Source organism: Mediterraneibacter sp. NSJ-151 (assembly GCF_022487435.1).
GTDB lineage: Bacteria > Bacillota > Clostridia > Lachnospirales > Lachnospiraceae > Schaedlerella > Schaedlerella hominis.
Map to the genome: position 1 here is coordinate 135,960 of NZ_JAKVPP010000008.1, position 24,896 is coordinate 160,855.

Below are 24,896 nucleotides of genomic sequence, written 5' to 3' on the forward strand. Positions count from 1 at the left end.
GTAGAATGAAGTGGAAAAAAGATAAAAACGACAATACCGATAATATCGAAAAGGTAGAAAAGAAAAACAAAAAACAAAAGAACAAGAAAAAAAGAAAAAAAGCAAACGATCAGATTGTCCGTATTCAAGAATTAGAAGAAATGCTGGAAAAATCAGGAGAAGACATTGATCCGGAAACAATCGTCAGCATGTACGTGCCACACAGAAAACCAAAGAGAATCGGCGCCGCACTTCTGAGAATGGACAAGCTCAACTTAGTATTGATAGGAATGCTGCTCATAGTAGCTGTCCTGTTCATCATTGCATTTTCACAGGAAAAGATGGGAAACTTCACCATCAACTTGAACCGTTTGGAATTATATCGAAGAGGAATCAGCATTTCCGAGACCGGAGAATTCAACGATGCAACTGCAAGACTTACAGCCAGTTCAGTAAAAGATGCAACAAATATTTCGATAGACGATATTCCAGACAACTTAGATGGAGAAGCCGGCAGCCATAACGGAAAAAACTACATGGCTTACACCTATTATGTAAGAAATGCAGGAAAAGAAGATTTAGGATACATCGCAAAAATCACACTGGATTCATGTGCAAAAGGTGCTGAAGAAGCAGTGCGCGTTGCAGTGTGGAGAAATGGAAAGCGCGTCGTATATGCTGAACCCGCAAAAGACGGATCAGCAGAAAAAGGCTGCGTGAACTTCAAATCAAAAGATGTTGTCTGCAGCTATCATGAAGAAAATTTTCTGGTAGGAAATGTAGACAGATACACAATTGTTATCTGGATGGAAGGTGATGATCCAGAATGCGTAGATTCCATCATCGGTGGAAGCGTGCAATTTAGCATGCATATAGATTCGGATACAGACGACAACACAAGTCTGGTATGGAAATTTGTAAAAGACATCAAAGACACATTGAGTGGGGACAAGCCAATCAATGCAGCAGGAAATGAAGCTCCGAACGACAGTTATTACTCAGACCGCGACATCACTTGGGAGAATCGGAGAAACAAATGATAATCTAGGTATAAACAGTACCACAACAACTGCTTATATAAATAAAATTCATAACATGACGCAAAGTACAACAGAAAAAAAGGATGAAATACATTCAAGTCGAGCAGCCGCGAGACTTGGCGCGTGATTCTGGTCAGCGTAAGCTGACACATTCTTTACAGAATCACTGCGCATCCTCGCGGAGAGTTTATCTCAGTCGGAGATTGGACTCCCACTGAGATAAATTTGCTGTTACTCACCACCTGAAAGAGGTGGGAGTCTTCTCGACTGAGATAAAAATACATACCTGTTATGAGATGGGATCCTCACCGGTAAAGGTGACGGAGAAACTCTTTCCACCGGGCCCGGTGAGAGTACGATTTGATAACAGGAGAGTAGAGAACTATTGATGATACAAAAGCTATCTTAGAAAAATTTGGATGGTGATATATGAAATCCAATATCTCAATAAGAGAGGATGTTCTGTTGTAAAATACGAATGGGAGGAAAAATATGAATGAATCAAAAAATGTAAAAGCGCTGAAAAAACAGCTCGCTGCAGCCATTGCCATGGTATGCGTTGCCGCTGTAGCGCTGGGATCAAGTACATATGCTTGGTTTGTAACGAATAATAAGGTAACTGCAACGACAAGTACAATCAGTGCACAGTCAAATGCTGCATTCATGAAGATTAAATATAATGCTACAGCTACCACATCTGATTTAACTGCTGACGTGGCAACAATTAATAGTGAGGCACTTTATCCAGCACAGTGGGCAAATAACTTTGATAATACTGGAAAGAAAACAGGAACAGAAGGCGTTGGAAATTTAGTATACCAGTTTGAAACGGCTTATGGTACGAAACCAACAGCTGATGGATATACTATGGATCCTACCTCTTTAAAATCTGTAGGTACTCCAACTGTTGCAGCTAATGCTGATTATGCAATTGCAAATGTATTCAACATTAGTTCTAAAGGTACTGATCTTGCTAATCTGAAAGTTTCAGGAGCTCAGATTCAGTCAGCTCGTCCTGATGGTGACACTACTAAAAATGACCAGGGAAATACAAACCTTGATAATGCATTAAGAGTTCTTGTTGTTTGTGGCAATAATTGGGTTGTATGCGATAAGACAGGTGCTATTCTTGATTCCGAAGGTCGTACAAAAGGTCAGGAAAATGTTGGTTTATTTGGTGCAACTGACAAATCAAATACGCAGACTGTAACACATGATGCAGATACTTTGGTTACTGTGTATGTATACTATGACGGTAACGATTCTCAGATTTATTCTAATAATTTGCCGAATTTAAATGCAGCATCTTCTAGAATTACAGTTACATTCACAGCTGATGCACAGAACAGTTAATTAAAAAACTCATGTTTCCCACGGTTGTGGCGTGGGGAGCATATCAAAGGGTAGAAGAAGACTTCTTTCTTTTGATATGCCCAATGCATAAGCAGGGAGGAGATAAAAAATTTGAGTGATTCAGTAAAAAGATTAAAAAGACAATTGATAGTAGCTGCCAGTGGAGCATTTTTATCCGCATTTGCATTAACTTCGGCAACCTATGCCTGGTACGTATCCAACAATACTGTGCAGGCGACAACTTCCACGATTTCTGCAAAAGCAAATAGTTTCGTGTTACAAATTGCCAAATTATCAGAAGGTGCACAGTATGGTGATAATCAGTCGCTTGTATCAATTACAGACGGACACAGGATCAGTCCTTCATCCACCAACGATGTGAAGAATTGGTATACCTGTCTCGGATGGGGACAGGATGGAAAAGTACATTCTTATGAAAAAAGGGATGATTTGGATGCAAATGGAAAATATACGGTAGATACAGACCATTATGCATATATAAAAAGTGAATATATTTTATATACGATCACAGAAACTGGTCTTTGTGATGTTTATTTAAATGGATCTGAACCTAGCGGAGCAATTCAGGTAACACCGAATGGGACTTCAACTTCTGATGTTATTCCTGATTCTATGCGGGTTGGTATTACAATTCAGAATTTGAACGGAACGACTCCGATTGGAAATGAAGAACTGGTTCTTGTCTATGCGCCAAAGAATGAAACTGGAAAAGGAAATGATGCGACAGCTATTGACGGCTGGACTTATGTAAAAGATGCCACCACCTTAGCACTGGTGTCTTATCCTCATGTATATGAAAATACTTATACATGGATTGACAGTAATTCCTTACAGCATGATTATGCCGCAACTAAAGTAGGCGATAACTATATGGCACCAACTACTAATGCATCTCCGCTTGTAACAGATGTAGATTATGACGGCGTGATTATGCGCGTCTATGTTTGGTTAGAAGGAACTGATGCAGATTGCGTTAATAATTCAAATGAAGATGATCCATCTACATATAATGTCACACTTAGTCTGGCTGGTGTAGCAAAATAATACGATTTTCAGAAGGTCATGGCACGAGCCATGGCTTTTCTTTTTCTACGATTTCCCCATAGCTACATATTCTGTATATACAACCATCATTTACAAGCAGCTACATGCTCTGTCGAATTGTATTTGCGTCGGCAATATTCGCAAAGTCAGACGCAGCAAAAATAGTCCCATCCTCAGAAGATTTAACTCAATTTCTAATTTCTCTCATATATTCATTTGCCATAGTTTATTGCCTTCTTTGTAACGCATATTATATAGTATCGATTACATTTTTGTAATCGAGTAGAGCAATTTTTAGTATTTCTTAATTGAGTGTGCTCATACAGTGTATTAGCAATGACCAGCTATCGTGGTGACGAAGCAATTGACTGGTTCGATTTCAGCCGATTGTAGAACCAGACTGTGGGCTATACGGTAACCACAAGCCGAATAGATTTTTTTGAATTGAACGAAAACGCTTAGTAAGAGCTTTGTTTCTGCAGGGGTCTTGTTTTATTTGTTATTTTTCACATTGAATTTTTTGTTTATTACACATATAATAATATCAACAGGACTCCCCACACCTCTCACCGATGTGCCCCAGGGGAGACATTTTTTAGATTTATTAGATATACTGAAAAAGAGTATAATAGTAGATAATAGTTAGAAATTTATGGAAAAGAAAATCCCCCAGATGCCACAACCATCTGGGGGATTTTTGTATGAATAATATCTTTTCTTAAATATTGATTTGATTATTTAGCACAAGCTTGGAATTCAAGAGTTGTAGAAATAGAACCTTCTGCAATTGAGCTGACACAGTCAAAATCGCAACCTTCTAGCCAGATATAAACCGTTATTTCTTTTGCTGTATTTGCAGTAAGGTCAACGACATAATTATTATTAGCTGCTCCAAGAGTGGAATTATCAGTAGATGGAGTAATAATAGCATCACTGGCAGTTGTTACACCTGTACTACCGTTAGTTGTGATTGTTGCATTTCTTGTAAATTCAGTTGCAGCAACTGCATATGTATTACCAGAAGTACCTTTTGTTCCTTTAATAGCTTTAGTAATACCATCAACAGCAGTTGTATCTTCTGTTGTATCTCTACTTGATGCAACAGAAGTAAAACTTGTATCAGCAACCTGATAAACTACTTTCTCTTCACCAGATACAAAACCGATTCTCATTGCATTTAAAATACCATTTGCATTTGCTGTAGTCTCTTTTAATGTTGTGTTAGCATCAAGCTGTACTCTACAATCCTGATTTGCTTTTAAATAGAATGTTTTTGTATAGTAATGTATGTTAGGTGTTGCATCTTCCCAAGCAGTAACTACATTACCCTTATTGTTGTTACTTTTACCCCATGTAGTGTCTTTAGCAAACAAAGTCATATCTGTTGTAGATACAGGTGCCCATGTGTCCATATTTGTTCTTAAATCAATGGATGTAAGCCATGTATTTCCATTATCGGATATTTCAAGGGCATTTGATGTTGTTGCAGTAGCGCTAAACTCTCCTGCTGTAACTCTCGTGTTGTTCACAAACCAAGCATACGTACTTGATCCAAGCGCTACAGCGGCAACGCATACCATGGCAACCTTTGTTATGGTATTATCTCAGTCGAGAAGACTCCCACCTCTTTCAGGTGGTGAGTAACAGCAAATTTGTCTCAGTGGGAGTCCAATCTCCGACTGAGATAAACGCTCCGCGAGGATGCGCAGTGATTTTGTAAAGAATGTGTCAGCTTACGCTGACCAGAATCACGCGCCAAGTCTCGCGGCTGCTCGACTTGAACTAATTCCCAAAATCTCGTTACTGTCCACAGTACCTGTGACCAGCAACGCATTCTCCAAATCATCACTAAGAAACCCATCTTGCACTTGCAAGTATCAACATTTATAATGAAAGATATGAGATTTACAAGACAGAAAGTAATGCAAAAGGAAGGCGGTATAGTAAAAAATGAATGAAATTATAGAAAGTTTATACAACAGAAAATCAGTGAGAGTATTTGAAGACAAAGCAATCCCAAACGAGATGAAGAATGTGATTTTGGAGGCGGCTATGCAGGCTCCGACAGCAGGATGTCAGCAGTTATATACGATTTTGGATATTACAGATCAAAATTTAAAAGAAGCACTTGCAGAAAGCTGCGACCATCAGCCATTTATTGCAAAGGCACCGATGGTTCTGGTGTTCTGTGCGGATTGTAAGAAGTGGTATGATGCTTATTTGGAAGCAGGGTGCAAACCGAGAAAACCGGACATAGGAGATTTGATGCTCGCGGTAACAGATACAGCCATTGCGGCACAGAATGCAGTGGTGGCGGCAGAAAGTTTTGACATTGGTTCCTGCTATATTGGAGATATTATGGAGAATTGCGAAGAGCAGAGAAAACTCTTGCAATTGCCAGAATATGTATTTCCTGCAGTTATGATAGTATTTGGATGGCCGACGAAGCAACAGATGGAACGTAAAAAGCCAGAACGATGTGAACAGAAACATATTGTGCATGAGAATACATATCGTACTATGGATGGGGATGAATTACGGGAGATGTTTGCATATAAGTGTAAAAACAGCACCTATGAAGAGTGGTGCAGTGCATTTTGTAATCGAAAGTATAATTCAGACTTTTCAAAGGAGATGAGCAAATCAGTAACAGAATATTTAGAACAGTTTAGATGAGAAGCTGGACAGAGAGCCGGTTAGGGACGGGGTTAGTGGACCAATTGGGGACGGGGTTTTCTGTTTTTTTTTGCTTTGCGAAAAAAGCCAGAAAACCCCGTCCCCATTGACACCTGTCCAGCTCCGTCAAAAGGAGGAGCATATGACAAACATGAAAAAACAAGTGACAATTATTCCGGCGAGGGTAGAACAGGAATCGGGAATGGCTGGGGGAAAGATAAACCGCCGGGTTGCGGCATATGCACGGGTGAGTACGAATCGTGAATGTCAGCAGACGAGCTATGAAGCACAGATACAATATTACACGCGTTATATTGAAAAACAGCCGGATTGGATTTTCGCAGGAATATATGCGGATGAGGGAGTTACGGGTACGTCCACTCAAAAGAGGGTGGCTTTTTTGCAGATGATGCAGGATGCATTGGCGGGGAAATTTGACTTGATCGTGACGAAATCGGTCAGCAGATTCGCACGAAATACGGTGGACAGTCTTTCGGCGATAAGGGAATTGAAGGAGCATGGAGTTGAAATTTATTTTGAAAAAGAAAATATTTGGACATTTGATGCAAAAGGCGAGCTTTTGATTACAATTATGAGTTCGTTGGCTCAGGAAGAAAGCAGAAGCATTTCCGAAAATACAAGGTGGGGGATGAGAAAAGCTTTTCAGGACGGCAAAGTTTTTGTCCCGTATCGTCATTTTCTGGGATATGATAGGGGAGAAAATGGCGAATTGAAGGTGAACTCTAAGCAGGCGGAAACGGTGCGTATGATTTACAAAATGTTTCTGGACGGAAATTCATTTTATCGGATTGCGGCAGAATTGACGTGGCGTAAGATTCCTACGCCATATGGAAAGGAAATATGGCGGGACCGTACGGTGAAAAATATTTTGCAAAATGAAAAATATCGTGGTGATGCGTTGCTTCAAAAAAGGTATTCGAGAAATTTTCTGGATAGAAAAATGCGTAAAAATGAGGGGGAAGTTCCGCAATATTATGTGGCGGGGAATCATGAGGCAATAATTGAGCCGGAAATATTTGATGAGGTACAAAGGGAGTTGCGGCGACGTGCGGAAACGGGGTATGGAAGATGGCAGAGGAATTAAAGGTTGCGGCTTACGTGCGGGTTTCTGTCGAGTCAGCCCAAATGAAACATTCCTTACAGGCACAGAAAGAATATTATCAGCAAATGATAGAGAACGAATCGGATTGGAAATTTGCGGGAATCTATGCGGACAAAGGCATTTCCGGGACAAGAATCAGACAGCGGGCAGGATTTTGCGAGATGATGAAGGATTGTGAGGCAGGGAAAATAAACAAAATTCTTGTGAAATCAGTAAGCCGTTTTTCGCGTAATACAGTAGATTTGCTGCGTGTAGTGAGACAGTTGAAAAACCAAAACATTTCCGTATGGTTTGAAGAACAGAAAATAGACTCGATGACAGAAGAAGGCGAATTAATGCTGACTTTGATGGCAGCCATTGCACAGGCGGAGAGTGAATCCATCAGCGAAAACGAAAAATGGGCAATACGAAAAAGATTTGAGCAGGGGATTGGAAATACAAAAAGAAGAACATTTGGGTATCAATGGGCAGGCGAACGGATGGTGCTCATTCCAGAAGAAGCAGAGGTGGTAAAACAGATATTTGCTGATTTTCTGGCGGGATATTCTCATATGAAAATAGTAGATAGATTGACGGAGAAAGGTGTTACTACAATAAATGCAAAGCCATTTTCAACAAGCACTATCAGTCGGATATTAAGAAATATAACATATACGGGAAATACACTGCTTCAAAAAACATTTATCCAAGACCCAATTTCCAAAAAGAAAAAGATGAATAATGGCGAACTTCCACAATATTTCGTCCAAAAAACACATGAAGCAATCATCGATATGGAGACATTTCAAAAAGTGCAGGAAAAATTTGCTTATAATAAAGAAGCGGGAAAATTTCCGTATAATCGCACGGGGAAGAAATACCCATTTACAAAGAAAGTGATTTGTGGGTGTTGCGGCAGACATTATACAAGACAACTCTGGAATACAGGCAAAAACGCAGGAAAGTGTCCGACCTGGGTGTGTGCCGGAAAAAAAGCAGAGAAGTACAGACGATGTGACGGCAAAAACATAAAAGAAGAAATGTTGATGAAGGCCAGTGCAGAAGTATTGGGGCTTGCCGAATTTGATGAAGTACGCTTTGGTGAAATGGTGGAGTCGATTACAGTAGAAAAAGACGGCAGGCTTATATTTCAGTGAGCCGATGGGAGAGCCGATGGGGACGGGGTTTTCTGGCTTTTTTTGACCTCGCAGGATAAAAATTAGGAAGGTGAAAAAAGCCAGAAACCCCCGTCCCTGATGACATTGAAAATATGAGAGGATAAAAATAAGTTTTATGAATAAATATACAGATGAAATATATTCTTCCGATGAAATGAAGCAGGGAGATAATGCATTTGCGGTGATGCAGGCACAGAAGTTGGCAGCCTTTCACCATGCGTTCACAAGCGCAAACCTCTGTGAATACTATGTAAATCTTGAAAAAAATACATTTGATACAATTAAAGTGGAATCTTCCTTGATGACGGCTTTTGAGCAGAGTCATACATGGGATGAACTGGTTACGTTTTTTGTAGATAATTATGTTATCGAAGAAGATAAAAAGACGGTAACGGATTTCTACAATCGTTCATACATCACAGAAAAATTAAAAGGGCTTGAGACGGAGTTGTGCCAGGAATGTCGTATCATTTTGAATGGGGAAGAACGATGGGTCCGCAACGTCGTCATGCGTGGCGAGATTGAAGATTCCGAATACGCAATGATTTTTCTGAGAGATATCACAGAGTCAAAAGCTGAGACGATGAGACGAATGCAGATGGCATCTGACAATGCATCCATGGAACTCTTAATCAAGAGTATGGTGCGTCTGGTAGACCGTTTTGTAGTCTGTAATCTGGAAGAAGATCAATACAAATTTTATAATCTGCAGGGGGAAATGATATACAAACCATCTGGAACGTATCACGATTTTGCGGGGCAGGTGGCTGCAAAATATAAGACGCTGGAACCATTGGAACCGATAGAGGTTCTGCTGTCTTCAGAAAATCTACGGAAGAATCTGACAGATGAAAGAGACATTTATAAATTTGAGTATTGTTCGTTGGATGAAAATACTTATAAAATTGCGTCTTTCATTCCATTAGAGTGGAAAGGTACAAAACTGGCGAAGGTTCTATTGGCATCTATGGACGTATCTCAAGAGAAAAAGGCGGAAATCGAATCGCACAAGGCATTGAAGGAGGCATATCAGACCGCAGAAAATGCAAGCCGCGCCAAGACAGATTTTCTCTCAAATATGTCTCACGACATTCGGACACCGATGAATGCAATTATCGGTTTGACTGCCATTGCAGGGGCAAATATTGAAAATCAGGATAAAGTGATAGAATGCCTTGGCAAAATCACAAAGTCGAGCCGTCATTTATTGGGACTAATCAATGAAGTTCTAGATATGGCACGAATCGAAAGCGGGAAAATGTCTCTTGCGGAGGAAGATTTCAATTTGTCAGAGCTGGTTGACAATTTGGTCACACTTACAAAGCCGGGAATAGACGAGCACGGACACAATTTCGAAGTGCATATCGAACACATTGAACACGAAGCAGTCTGTGGTGACAGCTTAAGAATCCAGCAAGTGTTTGTTAATCTGATGAGTAATGCTGTCAAGTACACACCGGATAGAGGAAATATTACATTTTCTATTAAAGAAAAGCCAAATGGATTTTCAGAACTTGGATGCTATGAGTTCTCCATCGAGGATAACGGAATAGGAATGACTTCCGAATACCAAAAGATTATGTTTGAACCTTTCAGCCGTGCGGATGATCATAGGACAACGAAAGTTCAAGGCACGGGTCTGGGCATGGCAATCGCCAGAAATATTATCAACCTGATGAATGGAAATATTACAGTTGACAGTACTTTAAACAAAGGAACAAAAATCACGGTAACGATTTATTTAAAACTCCAGGAGAGTAGAAAAGAGCAGGAAAAAGAACTGATCAATCTGCCGGTTCTGGTTGTAGATGATGACAAGACCTGTTGCGAAAGTACGATTGCAACACTTAAGGATATAGGGATAGAAGGCGAATGGGTACTTACAGGGAAAGAAGCTGTGGAACGCTGCTATGCACGTCATGAAATGAACAGCGATTATTTCGCAGTGATTCTGGATTGGAAGATGCCGGAAATGGATGGCATTGAGACAGCCAGAAAGATTCGGGAGCGGATAGGAAAAGAAGTTACGATCATCATTCTCACATCCTTTGAATTTAGTGAGATTGAAGAAGATGCAAGAGCGGCAGGAGTAGATGCATTTATAGCAAAACCATTATTCCGTTCGCGTTTGACAGCCGCCTTGCGGCAATTCACCTCAGAGAAGAAAGAGAAAAACGCACGCGATTATCTTGAGGAATTTGCTAAGGTAGATTATACAGGAAAAAGGATTCTTATTGTAGAAGACAACGAACTGAATCGCGAGATTGCTGCAGAGATTCTGGGGATGACAGGTGCAGAGATCGATGTCGCCGAAAATGGAAAAATTGCGGTCGAAAAGGTCATGAATGCTCCTGAAAATGAGTATGATCTCGCATTTATGGATATCCAGATGCCGATTATGAATGGCTATGAAGCAACTGCGGCAATCCGTTCACTTCCGGGGGCCAGAGGAAAAGTGCCAATCATCGCCATGACGGCAAATGCATTTGCCGAGGATGTACAGCTGGCAAAAAATACGGGGATGAACGAACATATCGCAAAACCGCTTGATATGAATAAGTTAAATGATGTCTTAAAACAGTGGCTGTAGAGGATCAAGGGGGACAAATGGTGACCAATGGGGACGGGGTTAGTGGCTTTTTTGCTTGCAAAAAAGCCACTAACCCCGTCCCCATTGGTCTCATCTCCCCGGTTGAATCCCCCAGAGAATTGTGTTATTATAACACTGAATATCTATATGATTTTACAAGGAGGAGCAGCATTGTCTACGCGAAATCAAAGAAAGCAGGACAATTCCATAAAGGAAAAAACAAGCGATGAATTGCTGGAAGAGATTGCGGTAAACAAAAGAAAGCTAAAGCAAAGTTTTGGATTTGCATTTGTGGCATTGATTGCAGTGATTGCACTTGGTATCGCGTGGTTTATGTCGAACAGTAAGGTAACATCAACCGGGACAAGTGTATCGGCACAGGATGACCGAATATTTGAACTTGCAAGCGTTGGGAAACGTCAGACGGCAGAAGCTTCTTATTTGAAAGATGAAAGTAAAAAAAATATTCTCAGTGCCGGAGCAGAGAGAACATATGCTTCTTATATAGAGAATGGAATGGAAGTTCAGAAGGAACAAACATACCATGTCGGAACGGGAAGTCTTGCCTGGTATCTGGATTCGCAGGAGAGTATTTTGCCGGGGGCGAATGGAAAACTGGAGTTTTACATAATCCCTAAAAAAGACAATGTAAAGTCGGTTACTGTTTCATTTGATGTAAATGGATACGTGTATACAACCGAGGGGGATGTGGATAAAAGAGCCGTAAAGTCAGAGGATACGACATTGCAGAATCTGATGCAGGGACATATTCTTTTCTTTCAACAGCTGGACGATGTAAACGGATATCAAAAATGGCTGAAGGCGGATGAGTCTTTCGTGATAGAAGCACCGAAGAATGGTTTCTTCAAAAAAGATGTTCCATACAAAGTGACAATATACTGGATCTGGCCGCAGTATTTTCGAAATTATGTTTATACGCAGAAAAGTACGCAGGGAGACTTGTTCACGGATGCGGCAAATCAGACAGATGACAGTGACTATGCCAGAATCAATACATTTATCAATAGTCAAAGAACAGTAGAAACGATACAAAATAAATTGTTTTATGATGAATCCGGTAAGATTCAGGTTGAATCTGATATCAATAAGAACATGGCACAAGATACGCTGGAACAGTGCAGTAACTATTACAATAAGGCAGATGAGTATATTGGTACGAAGGCAAAGTACATTTATGTTGGAATAAAAGCGAATTAAGTAAAAATAGAATAAGGAATTAGAAGAATGAGTAATGATTCGAAAGAAAAGCAAGATAAGGACAATTTAACTGCGAAAAAAAAGAAATTTCGATACACATTGTTTTCTACAATTCTGGTATTGATTTTATTTGCAGCGTTAGTTGGTGCGTGGTTCTATTATCAGTCAGATATGGGCACATTATTAGCGATAAAAGAACCATCCGATATTTCAATTTTAGGTCCGGATGGAGCGGAGATGAGTTCCATTGATCTGAATTATACAGAAGATGAAAAAACAGGAGATCAAGTTACTGTGAAGAGGGTCTTCTGTGTTCAGACAAGTGCAGATAAGCATTGGTTAGAAATTGCGCACACGACAAATTTAAAAGGACTTACATTTAATATTTACAAAGTTTCAGATAATGGAACAGAAACTATAACAGATGAAGGTCATACATATAAGTACGACAAGACAGCAATAGATGGCAGTTACCTTAATCTTAATTCAGGTAAGCCAGGATCCGATTACAAATATGCGAATAATACCTATCATGACAAAAATTATGAAAGTATTACTAATGACCAGGTTCAGATACACGCAGAACCTGTATATTGGCTTTCAAGTCAGCCGCTGGCTACAAACAAAACAAATTCGATAAAAAACGGAAAAACATATAGAACATATTATGTCTGTGAAGTTAGTTGGACAGAGACAAGAAAAGAAACAGATATATTTTACATATTGGCAAAGATTGCAGAATAATAATGAAGGAATACGATATGAATCTATCAGAGAAACCTAATAAAAAAAGAACCGCTGTGATGGGAATCTGTTTAGTCGGTGTGCTTTTGTTAGTGATCGCAACTTATGCTGCATACACCAGACAAGCCTATCAAAGAGGAACAGCACGAAACAGAGATACAGAGATAGTCAGTTTTACATCAAATTATTTGCAGCTTTATACGACAGGAACATCGGGAAATGCGTATGTTGCAAAAAATATTGTATATGGTACGGACGAGAAGAAAAAGGAATCGGTTTCGTTTAAAATACATGTATACAATTATGCAAATGGAAACACAAGCCTCGTAAGCCAGAAAGATATTACCTATACAATGAAGATAGAATTTAAAAATGGTGCAGGTAATGGATATAAAGTAGAAAGTGACACAACTTCAATTACACCTGATAATAATGTATGTGAGATTAAGAAAACATTGATTGGACGTACAGCGAACGAAGATGTATTTACTGTTACATTTCCGGGAAATGAAATCGATACATTGCAAATTACGGCCATTGCTATACCGGATAAAGTTGCACTTACAAACAATCAATTTCTAGCGGCAACACTAGTTCCGTGTACAACTGCATCAAAAGTTACTTTCAGAGCAGAAGGAATATTTTTAGATAAATCGGAAGGAACGCCGATGCAATACGATGGCTTTAATTATGGAATATCAATTTCAAGCGGAGCAGCGGATGCAGTGCTGACATGGAATCCTGCTGTATTGGAGATTGATAAGTTTTTTGTAAAAAAACTCGAAACGCAGAAGCTTATTACAAGTAAGGATTTAGCAAAAGGCGAATTGAAATTTAAAATGGACCAATCAAATGGAACCGGGGACTTTTTGATATCGTTTTATATAAAGGATAAGTCCAAAATACCAGATAACTGGTCTGATATGGAAAAGATGATTCAATTTACAGCAACACAAAAAGCACAGTGATTATACCTTAGATAAAATAGCTTAAAAGGAGTAACGATGTTGAAATACAGAAGAATTATAGCTGGTATACTGGCAGTGAATCTTCTTGCAGGAAGTATATTGCTGGATTATACGGAAGTCAATGCAAATAATGTTAATACATCTTTGAATATGATATCGGCAGAAAACTCAGACGAAGTTTCTCACGCAGATGCAGAAAGTGTAAGTCCATCCGAGAAGACAGACGAGGAAAATAAAGCGGATGAAAAGAATACAACACCGGATGCAAATGAAAAGGACACAGCTTCGTCTAATTCGGATTCAGATCTTACAAATGAAACACAAGAAGAGGAATCAACAAAGCAGGAACCCTCATCCGAAATAGCAGCGGAGGATGCAAGCCAGCAAGCTACAGAAGCAGAAGCACAGGAAATATCCGACACGATTTCCTTAAATAACTTAAAATTTTATACGGATACTACTAAAACTGCAGAAATCACATCCTCACAACAGTTGATTTTGCTTTCACATTGTGCTCAAAGTGATATACAAAATATAACAATTAATATTAATACTACCGGAGAGCTTAATCTTTCGACAACAATAGCGCAAGGTACAAGTTTATCGGATTATTTAAAGAATGAAGCAAGTGCCAGTCAGGCTTATACCTATCTTGGATTGGGAAGCGCGGAGTTCCCTTTTAAAGGTACGATTACAGGACAGACACCACCAATAAAAACGAACACAACCCTGTTCCGTGGGATTTCTTCGAATGCTAGAATAGAAAAGAAATTTTCGGTTGAGTGGGAGTGGCAAGGAGACGGAACCAAACCAATGTTTGCTGAGACGTACTTGCTGGAAAGCGATGGAACGAAAAGCGATGGAACGATTCCAATTACATTCACGTCAGGAAACGGAAGCTTGCTTGGAACAGTGAAGAAAGCAACAAATGAAACAGAAGCTTGCCTTACGATAGGAAATGTTGTTACATATCGAGATAAGGTACAAGCCGGAAGTTCAACGAGTAACGATAACATCGGACTTATCTGTAATACGTTGGAAAGCGGTACGATTAAATTAGACGGATATGCATTTCCAACGAGTACAGAAATCAATACAGGAAGCGGCGCAGCAGGCGGTCTGATTGGAAAGATGGAAGGTGGTATTCTTAACCTTACATCCATTGGTGGAGCGAATATTTCAAACCTTGCAGTAAACAGTTCATCTGGCAGTGCGGGAAGTATTGTCGGTGAAATGAGTGAAACTGCTCAAATTCAGGTGAATCAGAATATTACGATTACGAACCCAACTATAAAAGGAAAATATGCAGGTGGATTTGCAGGGAAAATTGTTAATTCTACATTGTCTGGCAACAAGAAAATTACTATAAATAGTCCTGCATTATCTTCTGGAGAAAATAAAGATTCTGCTGTTGGAGGTTGGATAGGAGATTATATTGTCCGGGGAAACAATCATGAGGATAAAACGTTACCGGCTCAGATTGATGTCGTAGAACCTAAAGTTACTATGAATGGTGGTGTCGCAACCAATGGTGGAAATGCAGGTGGTTATTTTGGAGTTTTAGAACTTCAAGGAGAAATCAATTATCAGATATCTGGCACAGAACAAGAAAAGAAAAATATAACATCGGAGTATACGGCTGGTAGTAATGGAGCGTATGGTACGATAGCCGGAAACGTAATAAGCAATAATAAAAAATCTTCGTTGATTATCAATTATGTAAATAGTAATTCTACGACCCAGGGGAACTCTTATTATCAAGGCGGCCTTATTGGTGAAATTGGAGAACATGTTTATCTGCAGGTCAGAAATTCAGAGATAACAGTATCAAACACAACTGCAAAAAAAGAGGTGTGCGGTTTCGGAGGAGTAGTAGGGCATTTGTCATCAAACAGTATCATGAGTATTGCGGATTCTGTAAAAGTGACTATTAGTGGCACTAACACTATTAGTGGTGGCGGACTTGTCGGAAATGCTTCATCCGGAAGCATAATTGAAATATCTGGAACAACAGACTTGTCAGGTGTAAACTATAGTGCATCACCACAAGATGTTGGACAACTTGTTGGCATGCAAGATTGTGCGCTTATATTTGCTCACGGTGATGGAAATGGCAATGGATGGAAATATACTCGAAGTAATAAAAATTTTAAAATTAATGATATTGGAAATTATGGAGAGGTAATTCGCTTAAAGGCTAATACAACGACATCGGATGAACAGGGCAGATTGGATAGTGAGTTGTTAAAGATAGACTCAGAAAGCCATGAAATACGCTATGGAACAAGAGTCAATTTAACTGGAAATGATATTACAATCAGCTCGAAAGAAGATCTGGCATTGCTTTCAATTGCATGGAATTCCAGAGGTGTTTTTTCAGCTGATTCGAATTTAACAACCAATAACTGGACAACGTTAAAGAGTAAAAATATCAACTTCACCGCAGATGTTAATTTGCAGAATACTGGAATTATAGGAATTTCAAGAGATATAGATGATAAAGATGCGTACACAGGAAATATCAATGGTAATGCTCATACATTGACATTGTCAATTGGCGAAACCTATGGATTTAAAGGGGAAAACATAGTAACCAATGAAACAGAGGGTTGTGGGAAAATATATTCCTCAGGTTCGAAACATACAGATATAGGTTTGTTTTCTCGTATGAGAGGAAATGTAAGTAATTTAACTATAACTGGAAGCATTAATGCGGGCGTCAGTAATGGTAATATGTGGATTGGCAGTATCGCGGCAAGACAAGAAAATAATGAAACTGTTATCAGTAACGTTAAAGTAACTACCACGATTAAATTTGACACAAACAATAATTCCCAAATAAGTTGCATTGGTGGTTTGTTTGGCAGTGCAGCAAAGGTAAAATTGAGCGAAAATACAGGTATACAAAGCAATATTACACTTAGTAATGCAGGCAATGGTAAGCAAACATATGCTGGCTCTGTGGCTGGATATATGTCAGCAGGATCACTAGAGTGTAATGGCGTAACAATTGGAGGGGAAATTGTTACGGATGCATCAAAGTATGCTTATGTAGGTGGACTGGTAGGTTTTATGCCTCCGGATGGAAGTGATAAAGATACAAGTACTCAAGTAAATATCAAAGCACTTACATTCGATGGATTCTCTATTACAGCCTCAAATGCTCAGACGGCATGCGGAGGGCTGCTTGGAGGTGTATGGGCGCGTTCTGCAGTTACATTTGCAAGTGATAATACTGCTACTACAACCAGTTGCTTGACAGTGAATAATGCTACAATAAATGCACCAAAAGCAAGCGTAGGTGGACTGGCATATAAGGCAAGTGGTTTATGGGAAATTCGCAGCAAGGGGATAGACATCAAAAAACTACAAATTCACTGTGGTGAAGATTTAGGCTTGCTTGTCTGCCATGGAGAAAAACGCTCTGTTAAATTCAATAATGATGAAAATAAAGATAAAGAGGATGGTGCCCTTTATCTTAGAACAACTGCAGATTGGGATGATTCCTACAAACTGGCTGAAGGTCTGGAGTTGACATGTGGAAGCAAGGCTGTTTTCGATGAGTTTGTAGCATATACAGCAGCTTCAAAAGACAAAATTGCTAACAATGATGAAAATGGTATTGTCTCAATTGCAACAAAAGATCGTAGTGGTGTAAAAGAAGAAAATAATACTTGCAATACCTATCAAAATCGTACAAATCTTGGAAAAAACCATAAGGTAAATGCAAACAGCAGATATTATTATGATTTGGATGAATATACAGAAACAGCTTTTACAAATAATGCTGGATATAATACCGGAAAAATTGATACACCGGAAGAACTGGTGTTATGGAGCTGTGCAGTGTATGCGAATTCAAATATTAAAGAATATTTTTATACATTCAACAATCAAGAGATTACAGATATAAAAAATAATATTTTAAATCCAACAATCAGCGATATATTGAATATGGATAAATACAGCTATTATCCAATTCATTTGAACACAGGGGTTGGAATAACTGATGCAACCATTACATTTTATAATGAACAGATTGAGAAGGCAGAAAAAAATAATAAATCAACCCAGGCAACAACACAGTCGCAGCATTATATGATGCATTGTGGATTATTCCTGGATCATTCAGTAAACGAGACAGCTACAAGTATTACACTGAGCAATGTTACATTTGCAGGAAGTATAGGAAAAGTAAATTCCAATGCATCCGGAGTACTATTTTCCGGTATGGTTCAAGGCTCGGAGTCAAACGGTAGACAGAACACTGCAAAGATGAATCTGAAAACCATTGTTTTGTCGGGCTTGAAAATTACAGATTATACAGATTCATCGTATGCACCATTATTAATCAATCAGATTGGAAGTTATACAAAAACAGAAATAAAGAATTTATCAACGAGAGATTATACAGAAGGAACTGCAGTGGCATCCAGTCTTATTGGAAATGCGGGTTCAGAAGATGGACATCAGATCAACATGGGATTCTCAGATATTGTTCTTCCGGATAAGCCGACAGATGCTACAAAAGAAGAGGGTATCTTTACGCATGCGACATTATTGGAGAGTTATAAGTACGCAGTGAACGATACTTCCGTGGCAACTTATAATTTCTATAAGAGTGGCGATTGGGAAGGTGCTACATATAAACATCAAGTGACCTATGGTAAGGAAATATCCGATTCGACGGAATATATAGGTTTACAAAAGTGGTATTACGATATCGCAACGTATAATAAAAAAGAAGGCTTAGTGAAAACAGAAAGTAATCAGACGGAGCCGGTCTTTTCAAAGTGGCTGCCTTATGTGTATGTTTCATATGACGAAAACAATCATTCGCATGAAATAAAAGTAAATCAAAGAGTATTTGATATTACTGAGGGATGTGGAACTTATGGTGATCCTTATGTCATTAAAGATGCCGGAGAAATGGAAATCATATCCGAGTATATGAGAACGAAGTTGCCGCGTACAGACTGGAAAATTACGATCACTAACGATCAAAACGAATATTGTACAGATCCTTCAAAGGATATTATATTCCGTTACAATGGAGAACAGTGGGTACAAGTTGAGAAAGAGACAACGGAAGGAACAGAAAATTGGGTAGATAAGCAAAATGGTGCGACCAGAAGCAACAGCTTTATGCAACGTTATATTGCAAATGCATATTATGACTTGCAGGGTACTAACGGACAAATAACATTAAATGATTTTAAAGGATTTGGAACTACAGATAATCCATTTCGTGGAGTACTTGTCAGTACAAACACAAATGGTGTAAAACTGATTCTGACAGGGGCAAATACAGGAAATGGACTTATTGCATATAGTTATGGAAGCGTTGTTAAAAATCTGACTATAAGATACGAAGGAGAGAAAAAGACGTTAGTTTATCAAAAAAGCTCTTCCGTATTTTATCCGACAAGCTGTTTTGGGGGCGCAATCGGTTGTATTCTTGGTGGAGATAATATTATTGATGGTGTAAATGTGACGCTGGCTGATGGTTGGCTGACACTTTCCGGGGCAAATAAGCATTTGCTTCAAGTAGGGGGATATGTTGGCTCCGTTTGCGGCGGTGGTGTATTATTTAGAAATATGCAAGGGAAGCATGTTCTAACGGATAAGATGATTTCAGATGGGAGCGTAGCAGAAACTGCAACGAGTTCCCTATATGTCAACCCTTATGTCGGAAGAGTACTGGATGGTTATGCATTTGCTGATACAGCAGGAGAGAATCTGAATAATACAGACAAGAACTATCAGATTCAAAATCTTAACTCGTCAGGGACAAACGATACAAAACATATAACAGCATCAGGAAAATCAATCGGAATAAAAGATGCAGAAGGGCTGCTTATTTTATCTGCGATTGTGAATAGTGGAGCATCTTCTTCAGGAAGCAGTAATGCTTATCGAAATATCACAGAAGGAGCTTTGCAACAGGGATATGCATTTGGAAATGGTGAGTATGGTAAGGTGCGAAATGCGGCGTATGACAGCATTGGCATGGATACACAACCAGGTGATTTTGTTACAGCAGTTAAAGATGATCGAACTGCACCGAGTGATAGCAACACGCCAGTATTAATTACAAAATATGCCGACAAAGATTTGTTCAAAATGGCTGTTTTGAATGCAAGGACAGGAGGGGCAACATTAACGTTTCCAAATAACGGAACACTTGATATGTCTGTATATAAAAGCTCATATCAAGGCGTATCAGCACGATATGTTTCTAATGCAGTGACAAGCAAAAATGAAAAAACAGGCAAAACAGAAACAAAAGCAGCCGGAATTGTTCCACTGATACAAGGCGTTTCTGGAAACGGAACGAAAATTATATTCGATATGAATGTAAAGGAATATGCAGATGATGATTTCCATGCGGCATCGGTCGGAGGGGTGTTTAATCTTTTCGCACCAGTAGAAGGCACGTGTAATGTGGCCAATTTGACATTTACCGGAAAGGCAGAAACAGCTTCCAATACTGGAAAGACAGGAGCAGTTTCTTATACTGGAGTACAGTTGCAATATTATACGTCTGACGGAGAGAAAACAGAGCAGGCATCTAATTGGGGCAACTGGAAATATGTCGGAGTGGGCAGTTTTGTCGGAAGTTCAGCGGGAACAGTGGCAGAGTTTTCTGGAGGCTATAAGTGGTATATAGCATCTGTTAATTTCGACTCAGTGAAGTTTGAAAATATGACTATACAGAGTCCTGCTGTCGCCGGAGGCTTGATTGGTAATAGTGGAAGAATAGAATTAAATAAAGGAAATTCTACGCCGACATCTGATATAGGAATTCTTCTTCAACCATGCGGGGGGAATGGAGGGCAAAATACAGTATATCTGTGTAACACATTTACTAACTGCTCGTTTAGAAATCTTACAGTAATGGGGCAAGAGAAAGCAGGAGGATTTTGTGGATATATAGATGGAAAAGTTAATTTATATAATCAATTAAATGTAACAGTGCCAAATGTAATCATTGGACAAGATTCTAGTATTTCAGCAATTCAAAATAATTCTAGTGCAGGTGGATTATTTGGTTTTGTTAGACGTAAAGTGGCTATAAATGATAAGATTGGAACATATACAGCAATATGGAAAAATGTAAATGTAGAAGCCGGACAATATAGCGGGGACCTTATAGGAGAAATATCTGCAGATAACAATGGGGGTGAAAGTAATATTAATAACGTGCAGATCTTAGAAAGTGCGCAAAGTAAAAGTGCAAGCCAGGCCGGAGGAGGTGTTATCGGAATAGCATATGGCGGAAAAAAGATAACTATTAAAGATTGTTCTGTTAATACATCAAATATAAACGCATCATCAGCAGGTGGTATAGTAGGAAATTTGCAAACTCCAGCAACAATTACAGGTTGTACAGTTAATGCATCAAATATAAAAGCATCATCATCAGCAGGTGGTATAGTAGGATATTTGCAAACTCCGGCAACAATTACAGGTTGTACAGTGTCAGGCTCAAACACAAACAATAGCAAAATTGAAGGTAACAATTGTGCTTCGGGAATTGTTGGGTTCCTGAAAGTAGACGGACAAGTTGCAATCCGCAATAATAAAGTAGAAAAGCTGTCTCTTACAGCATCAAATGCAAATGAAACAGGCTGGGGCTCAGGTGGTTTTATAGGGGATGTGAGTGGAAATACAAAATCGTCAGAAATATTTATTTTTGACAGTGAGGTTACAGATTGTTCGATTACAGGAAACAGAGCCGGTGGTTTTGCAGGTACTCTGCGTGGATGCGTGAAAGGTTCTAACTTACTGCTGAATAATACACAAATAACAGCATCTTCTGATAAATCCGGAGGATTGCTAATTGGACTGACAGGAGATGCGAACCCTCAACCGATGACAATTGCCGGTGTCAGTATTCAGAACACAACTGCAAGAGAGAACAATCGTAACATAAGCAAGTTGTATGGTACGTTGAATGAAACTCAAAATACTGATGTAAAGAACCATAGTTATTTTTCATTCGCAGATTACAATGGAACAGCATCGAATAATACGACGCAATCCTTACTTGATGCAGAGCAGGTATTTCCATACGTTGTTACAAGTCCAACCAGTCAATTAAGTGTTTACGACGCTGCAAATGCAAGCAAAGCACTATATGGTGACAGTGCCGCATGGACAAAAGACGCAGATGGCAAATATACTTTAAATGCTCAGACAATCTATCAGGATGCGAAGAATACTCAAAACAGCACCGCAGAAGGGAAATATACATATCAGGAAATGGGCGTTGAGCAGTTCCAGTTTACCAAAAATATTTCCACATATAATAAAGAAAATCAGACGAATACAGTTTCAAATGATTTTCCGGTATTGGTAGTGTCAGATAATGTATCACAAACGATCACGGATTATCTGGATATCGTAACAAATGGCGGATATACAAGGGCAAACAATATATCGGGACATGTAGATGCCAGTGTGCAAACCTATACAGATACAGGTGGTAAGTTTGTACTTGCAACAAATCCTGCTTTAGAAGTCAAATATGCATCAGGCCGGATTTCTGAATTCGCCGCAACAACACAATATGATAATACGCAGTCACGTTTCACATTGCTGACAGTTACATTTAAAGAAAAAGATGAAAACGATACAGTACACAACTATAATGTGCAGGTACCGATTATTGTGCGCCGTATGCTGGAAATTGGATTTACAGCAACATTGAGCTCAGGTACTAATTACCGTGCAACAAACTACGATTTGATCGAAGACAAGGCACATTTGTTGGAAAGCACAGGAAATGCATTCACGGCTTATCTTACTTATACATATAATAGTGATGATAAGGGTCTGTATTCCGAATATGGCTGGAATAGTTATATTAATGCAGGAGGAAATGTGTCGCAAGCACTGGATAAATCAATTGATTTTCAGGTTTCTAAGGGTTCTTCGCTGCCGGCAGGAACACAGCTGTCATTGATTGATTGTCAGGATAATAGCAAGGTATATTATTACACGACAGATTCAAATACCGGGAATACGATACCACTTACTGCCTTTAAAGATTCGTCAGAGAAGACATTTCAGGCAGTAAGTATTGGCGAATTAATGGGTGTAACTGCTACGCAAGATAATAATGGCAGCTTCATCAAGGTGGATGCAGAGGGTGTACCGGATGGTGTAACGAAAGAAGATGGGAAAACTTACACCGCACCAACTGTCAAAATAAAGACGGCAAATGGATATGAGTATTATCGTAAGATAGAAACAGGTGAGTCGGGAACGCACTATGCTGTGACAGTAGATGAAAGCAAATTAAAAGATGGAGTGGGACCGATCAGTACGGTACATGAAAATTATTATCTGGTAATAACGGTAGCTGATATAACAAACGGAACAGACCTAAATGGTTCCGTGCAGACAAAGATAACAAGTAATGGTATTCCATTTCGGTTGAATTATCGTACAAGAAAGGGAAAAGTAAAGGACACGCACGAAAGTACTGCAAGTACTTATCAGATATCACATGGATATGAGCAGACGCTGATAGAATCTGAAGCTGTGACGGGAGCAATTAAAAAAGTAACTGCGACGGATTCTTTCATGGCAGTAGATGTGGTAGATAAAATTACGATTCCATCCGGACAGGCTTTCAATGAGCAGGATGAGTTGTATCAAAAATTTAGCGGAAGTCTGATAAAAACGTTGAAGCAGGAAAATTCGCAATCTACTTCAGCCGAAGTATTTCCAAACGGAACTACTGGAACGGCAGCATTTTATGTATATGTGATGGATGGAACAACAAAGAAGTACTATACATATGCAGATAGAAAATGGACGGAAGCGGGAAGTGCAGAAACAAAAGCATTAGAATATGAATGGACAGCAATCAACGGACTGATGGATTTACCATTATCTACAAATGGAACAATTGATTCATCGGTCAACCTGCAGCAAATTCGTGACATTGTAAAGGATAAGCAGAACGAATTCTATGTAGAAGTAAAGATGAATGCAAAATTACCGGCGAATGGATTGGATGTTATTCCAGAATCACGGCTGGATAATGCTGTACCAACGAATTATACGAAGCTGACGTATACATCACAGCTTGCAACAACAAGAAAAAGTCTGTCCTATAGTACGGCTCGTGCATTGTTACCAAATACAAAAATAAGCTATTATCGTGATGAAGCAGCCGGAGTGCAGCTTACTTTTGAAGCAGATGAAATTGGTCAGCTTGGAATCAATCTGTTGGATTTGCAAAATTCATATTTGGATGCGGCGAAAGAAAATACAATCATTGATACAACAGCAAGATATGATATGTCGACAATAAAAGATTTGTCCTCAATATTGGCATCATCAAAGGGTATTCAGTTTAGCATCCAACTGCAAAATAAAAACACGACACAGGATACTGAAAATTATGCAAATGCACTTGAATTAGAAGATTATATTAAAGTTTCCGTGAAATCAGAAAATGCTGGAACAGTACACAATAAAGCATATACATGGACTGTACCAAAGAGCAGTTATTGGGATGATGATAAAAAGATCATGAAAGCAAGCAGCATTTTTGATGGTGATATTATGACGCAGGCAATACAATTAAAGGTCAATATAAAAAACGTAGACCAATTGAAACATTTGTATTCAAATTATAGGGTCGTTTTATCAGTGGGAATTATTGATCAAAATGGTAGTGTGGTAGAAAATACGAAAGCTACAGACAATATCATTTATACTATGGCGAGGGTGAAACCAGAGTTTCAAGATAAACAAAATACGAGGTGACCAATGGGGACGGGGTTAATGGCTTTTTTTGCAAGCAAAAAAGCCATTAACCCCGTCCCCATTGGTCTCCCCGTTGGTCCCAGGGTTGTTTCATGAAGGATTTTTAAAAACATAAAAAGATCAGATTTTATCGGGGGTTATGCATGTTATACAAAACATGTGTAACTCTTGATTTTTTGTGCCTGTAGAGGTATAATA

12 protein-coding genes are annotated in these 24,896 nt (G+C 39.1%); 11 read left to right on the forward strand and 1 reads right to left on the reverse strand.

What is annotated here, in order from left to right; genetic code table 11:
• Positions 1 to 5: 5 nt before the first annotated feature.
• The 3 genes from LQE94_RS10155 to LQE94_RS10165 all read left to right on the forward strand — a co-directional run bounded on the left by LQE94_RS10155 (position 6) and on the right by LQE94_RS10165 (position 3,437).
• Positions 6 to 1,019, forward strand: a complete 1,014-nt coding sequence (locus LQE94_RS10155; RefSeq protein ID WP_240577624.1) for a hypothetical protein — start codon at positions 6 to 8, stop codon at positions 1,017 to 1,019.
• A 492-nt stretch (positions 1,020 to 1,511) separates the two neighbouring features.
• Positions 1,512 to 2,372 (forward strand): hypothetical protein, encoded by an 861-nt coding sequence (locus tag LQE94_RS10160; RefSeq protein ID WP_240577625.1) that lies wholly within the window; start codon positions 1,512 to 1,514, stop codon positions 2,370 to 2,372.
• Between the two features lie 111 nt (positions 2,373 to 2,483).
• A complete protein-coding gene (locus LQE94_RS10165; protein WP_240577626.1) occupies positions 2,484 to 3,437 on the forward strand; it encodes a hypothetical protein in 954 nt (317 codons plus the stop codon).
• A 734-nt stretch (positions 3,438 to 4,171) separates the two neighbouring features.
• On the opposite strand, the gene LQE94_RS10170 is transcribed toward LQE94_RS10165, so the two are convergent.
• Positions 4,172 to 5,017, reverse strand: a complete 846-nt coding sequence (locus tag LQE94_RS10170) for a hypothetical protein (protein WP_240577627.1) — start codon at positions 5,015 to 5,017, stop codon at positions 4,172 to 4,174.
• 370 nt (positions 5,018 to 5,387) lie between these two features.
• Between LQE94_RS10170 and LQE94_RS10175 the strand changes: the two genes are divergently transcribed.
• The 8 genes from LQE94_RS10175 (at position 5,388) to LQE94_RS10210 (ending at position 24,698) form a co-directional block, all read left to right on the forward strand.
• Positions 5,388 to 6,113: a nitroreductase family protein gene (locus tag LQE94_RS10175; RefSeq protein WP_240577628.1), complete on the forward strand. Its 726-nt coding sequence runs from the start codon at positions 5,388 to 5,390 to the stop codon at positions 6,111 to 6,113.
• A 142-nt stretch (positions 6,114 to 6,255) separates the two neighbouring features.
• On the forward strand, positions 6,256 to 7,218 hold the full coding sequence (locus LQE94_RS10180) for a recombinase family protein (protein WP_330638925.1): 963 nt from the start codon (positions 6,256 to 6,258) through the stop codon (positions 7,216 to 7,218).
• Positions 7,203 to 8,372, forward strand: coding sequence for a recombinase family protein (locus LQE94_RS10185; protein WP_240577629.1), 1,170 nt, complete (start codon positions 7,203 to 7,205; stop codon positions 8,370 to 8,372). Before LQE94_RS10180 ends, LQE94_RS10185 begins: the two co-directional genes overlap by 16 nt.
• 136 nt (positions 8,373 to 8,508) lie before the next feature.
• On the forward strand, positions 8,509 to 10,983 hold the full coding sequence (locus LQE94_RS10190) for a hybrid sensor histidine kinase/response regulator (protein WP_240577630.1): 2,475 nt from the start codon (positions 8,509 to 8,511) through the stop codon (positions 10,981 to 10,983).
• Between the two features lie 171 nt (positions 10,984 to 11,154).
• On the forward strand, positions 11,155 to 12,201 hold the full coding sequence (locus tag LQE94_RS10195; RefSeq protein ID WP_240577631.1) for a hypothetical protein: 1,047 nt from the start codon (positions 11,155 to 11,157) through the stop codon (positions 12,199 to 12,201).
• Between the two features lie 27 nt (positions 12,202 to 12,228).
• On the forward strand, positions 12,229 to 12,945 hold the full coding sequence (locus tag LQE94_RS10200; RefSeq protein WP_240577632.1) for a hypothetical protein: 717 nt from the start codon (positions 12,229 to 12,231) through the stop codon (positions 12,943 to 12,945).
• A 17-nt stretch (positions 12,946 to 12,962) separates the two neighbouring features.
• Complete coding sequence (locus LQE94_RS10205; RefSeq protein WP_240577633.1) at positions 12,963 to 13,913, forward strand: hypothetical protein; 951 nt, start codon at positions 12,963 to 12,965, stop codon at positions 13,911 to 13,913.
• 36 nt (positions 13,914 to 13,949) lie between these two features.
• Positions 13,950 to 24,698: a hypothetical protein gene (locus tag LQE94_RS10210; protein WP_240577634.1), complete on the forward strand. Its 10,749-nt coding sequence runs from the start codon at positions 13,950 to 13,952 to the stop codon at positions 24,696 to 24,698.
• Positions 24,699 to 24,896 lie beyond the last annotated feature (198 nt).

Excerpts from the sequence above, each read along its gene's own strand:
- LQE94_RS10205 (WP_240577633.1), top strand. The coding sequence starts at position 12,963 with ATGAATCTATCAGAGAAACCTAATAAAAAAAGAACCGCTGTGATGGGA.
- LQE94_RS10170 (WP_240577627.1), bottom strand. The coding sequence starts at position 5,017 with ATGGTATGCGTTGCCGCTGTAGCGCTTGGATCAAGTACGTATGCTTGG.
- LQE94_RS10210 (WP_240577634.1), top strand. The coding sequence starts at position 13,950 with ATGTTGAAATACAGAAGAATTATAGCTGGTATACTGGCAGTGAATCTT.
- LQE94_RS10190 (WP_240577630.1), top strand. The coding sequence starts at position 8,509 with ATGAATAAATATACAGATGAAATATATTCTTCCGATGAAATGAAGCAG.
- LQE94_RS10185 (WP_240577629.1), top strand. The coding sequence starts at position 7,203 with ATGGCAGAGGAATTAAAGGTTGCGGCTTACGTGCGGGTTTCTGTCGAG.
- LQE94_RS10175 (WP_240577628.1), top strand. The coding sequence starts at position 5,388 with ATGAATGAAATTATAGAAAGTTTATACAACAGAAAATCAGTGAGAGTA.
- LQE94_RS10155 (WP_240577624.1), top strand. The coding sequence starts at position 6 with ATGAAGTGGAAAAAAGATAAAAACGACAATACCGATAATATCGAAAAG.
- LQE94_RS10180 (WP_330638925.1), top strand. The coding sequence starts at position 6,256 with ATGACAAACATGAAAAAACAAGTGACAATTATTCCGGCGAGGGTAGAA.
- LQE94_RS10200 (WP_240577632.1), top strand. The coding sequence starts at position 12,229 with ATGAGTAATGATTCGAAAGAAAAGCAAGATAAGGACAATTTAACTGCG.
- LQE94_RS10160 (WP_240577625.1), top strand. The coding sequence starts at position 1,512 with ATGAATGAATCAAAAAATGTAAAAGCGCTGAAAAAACAGCTCGCTGCA.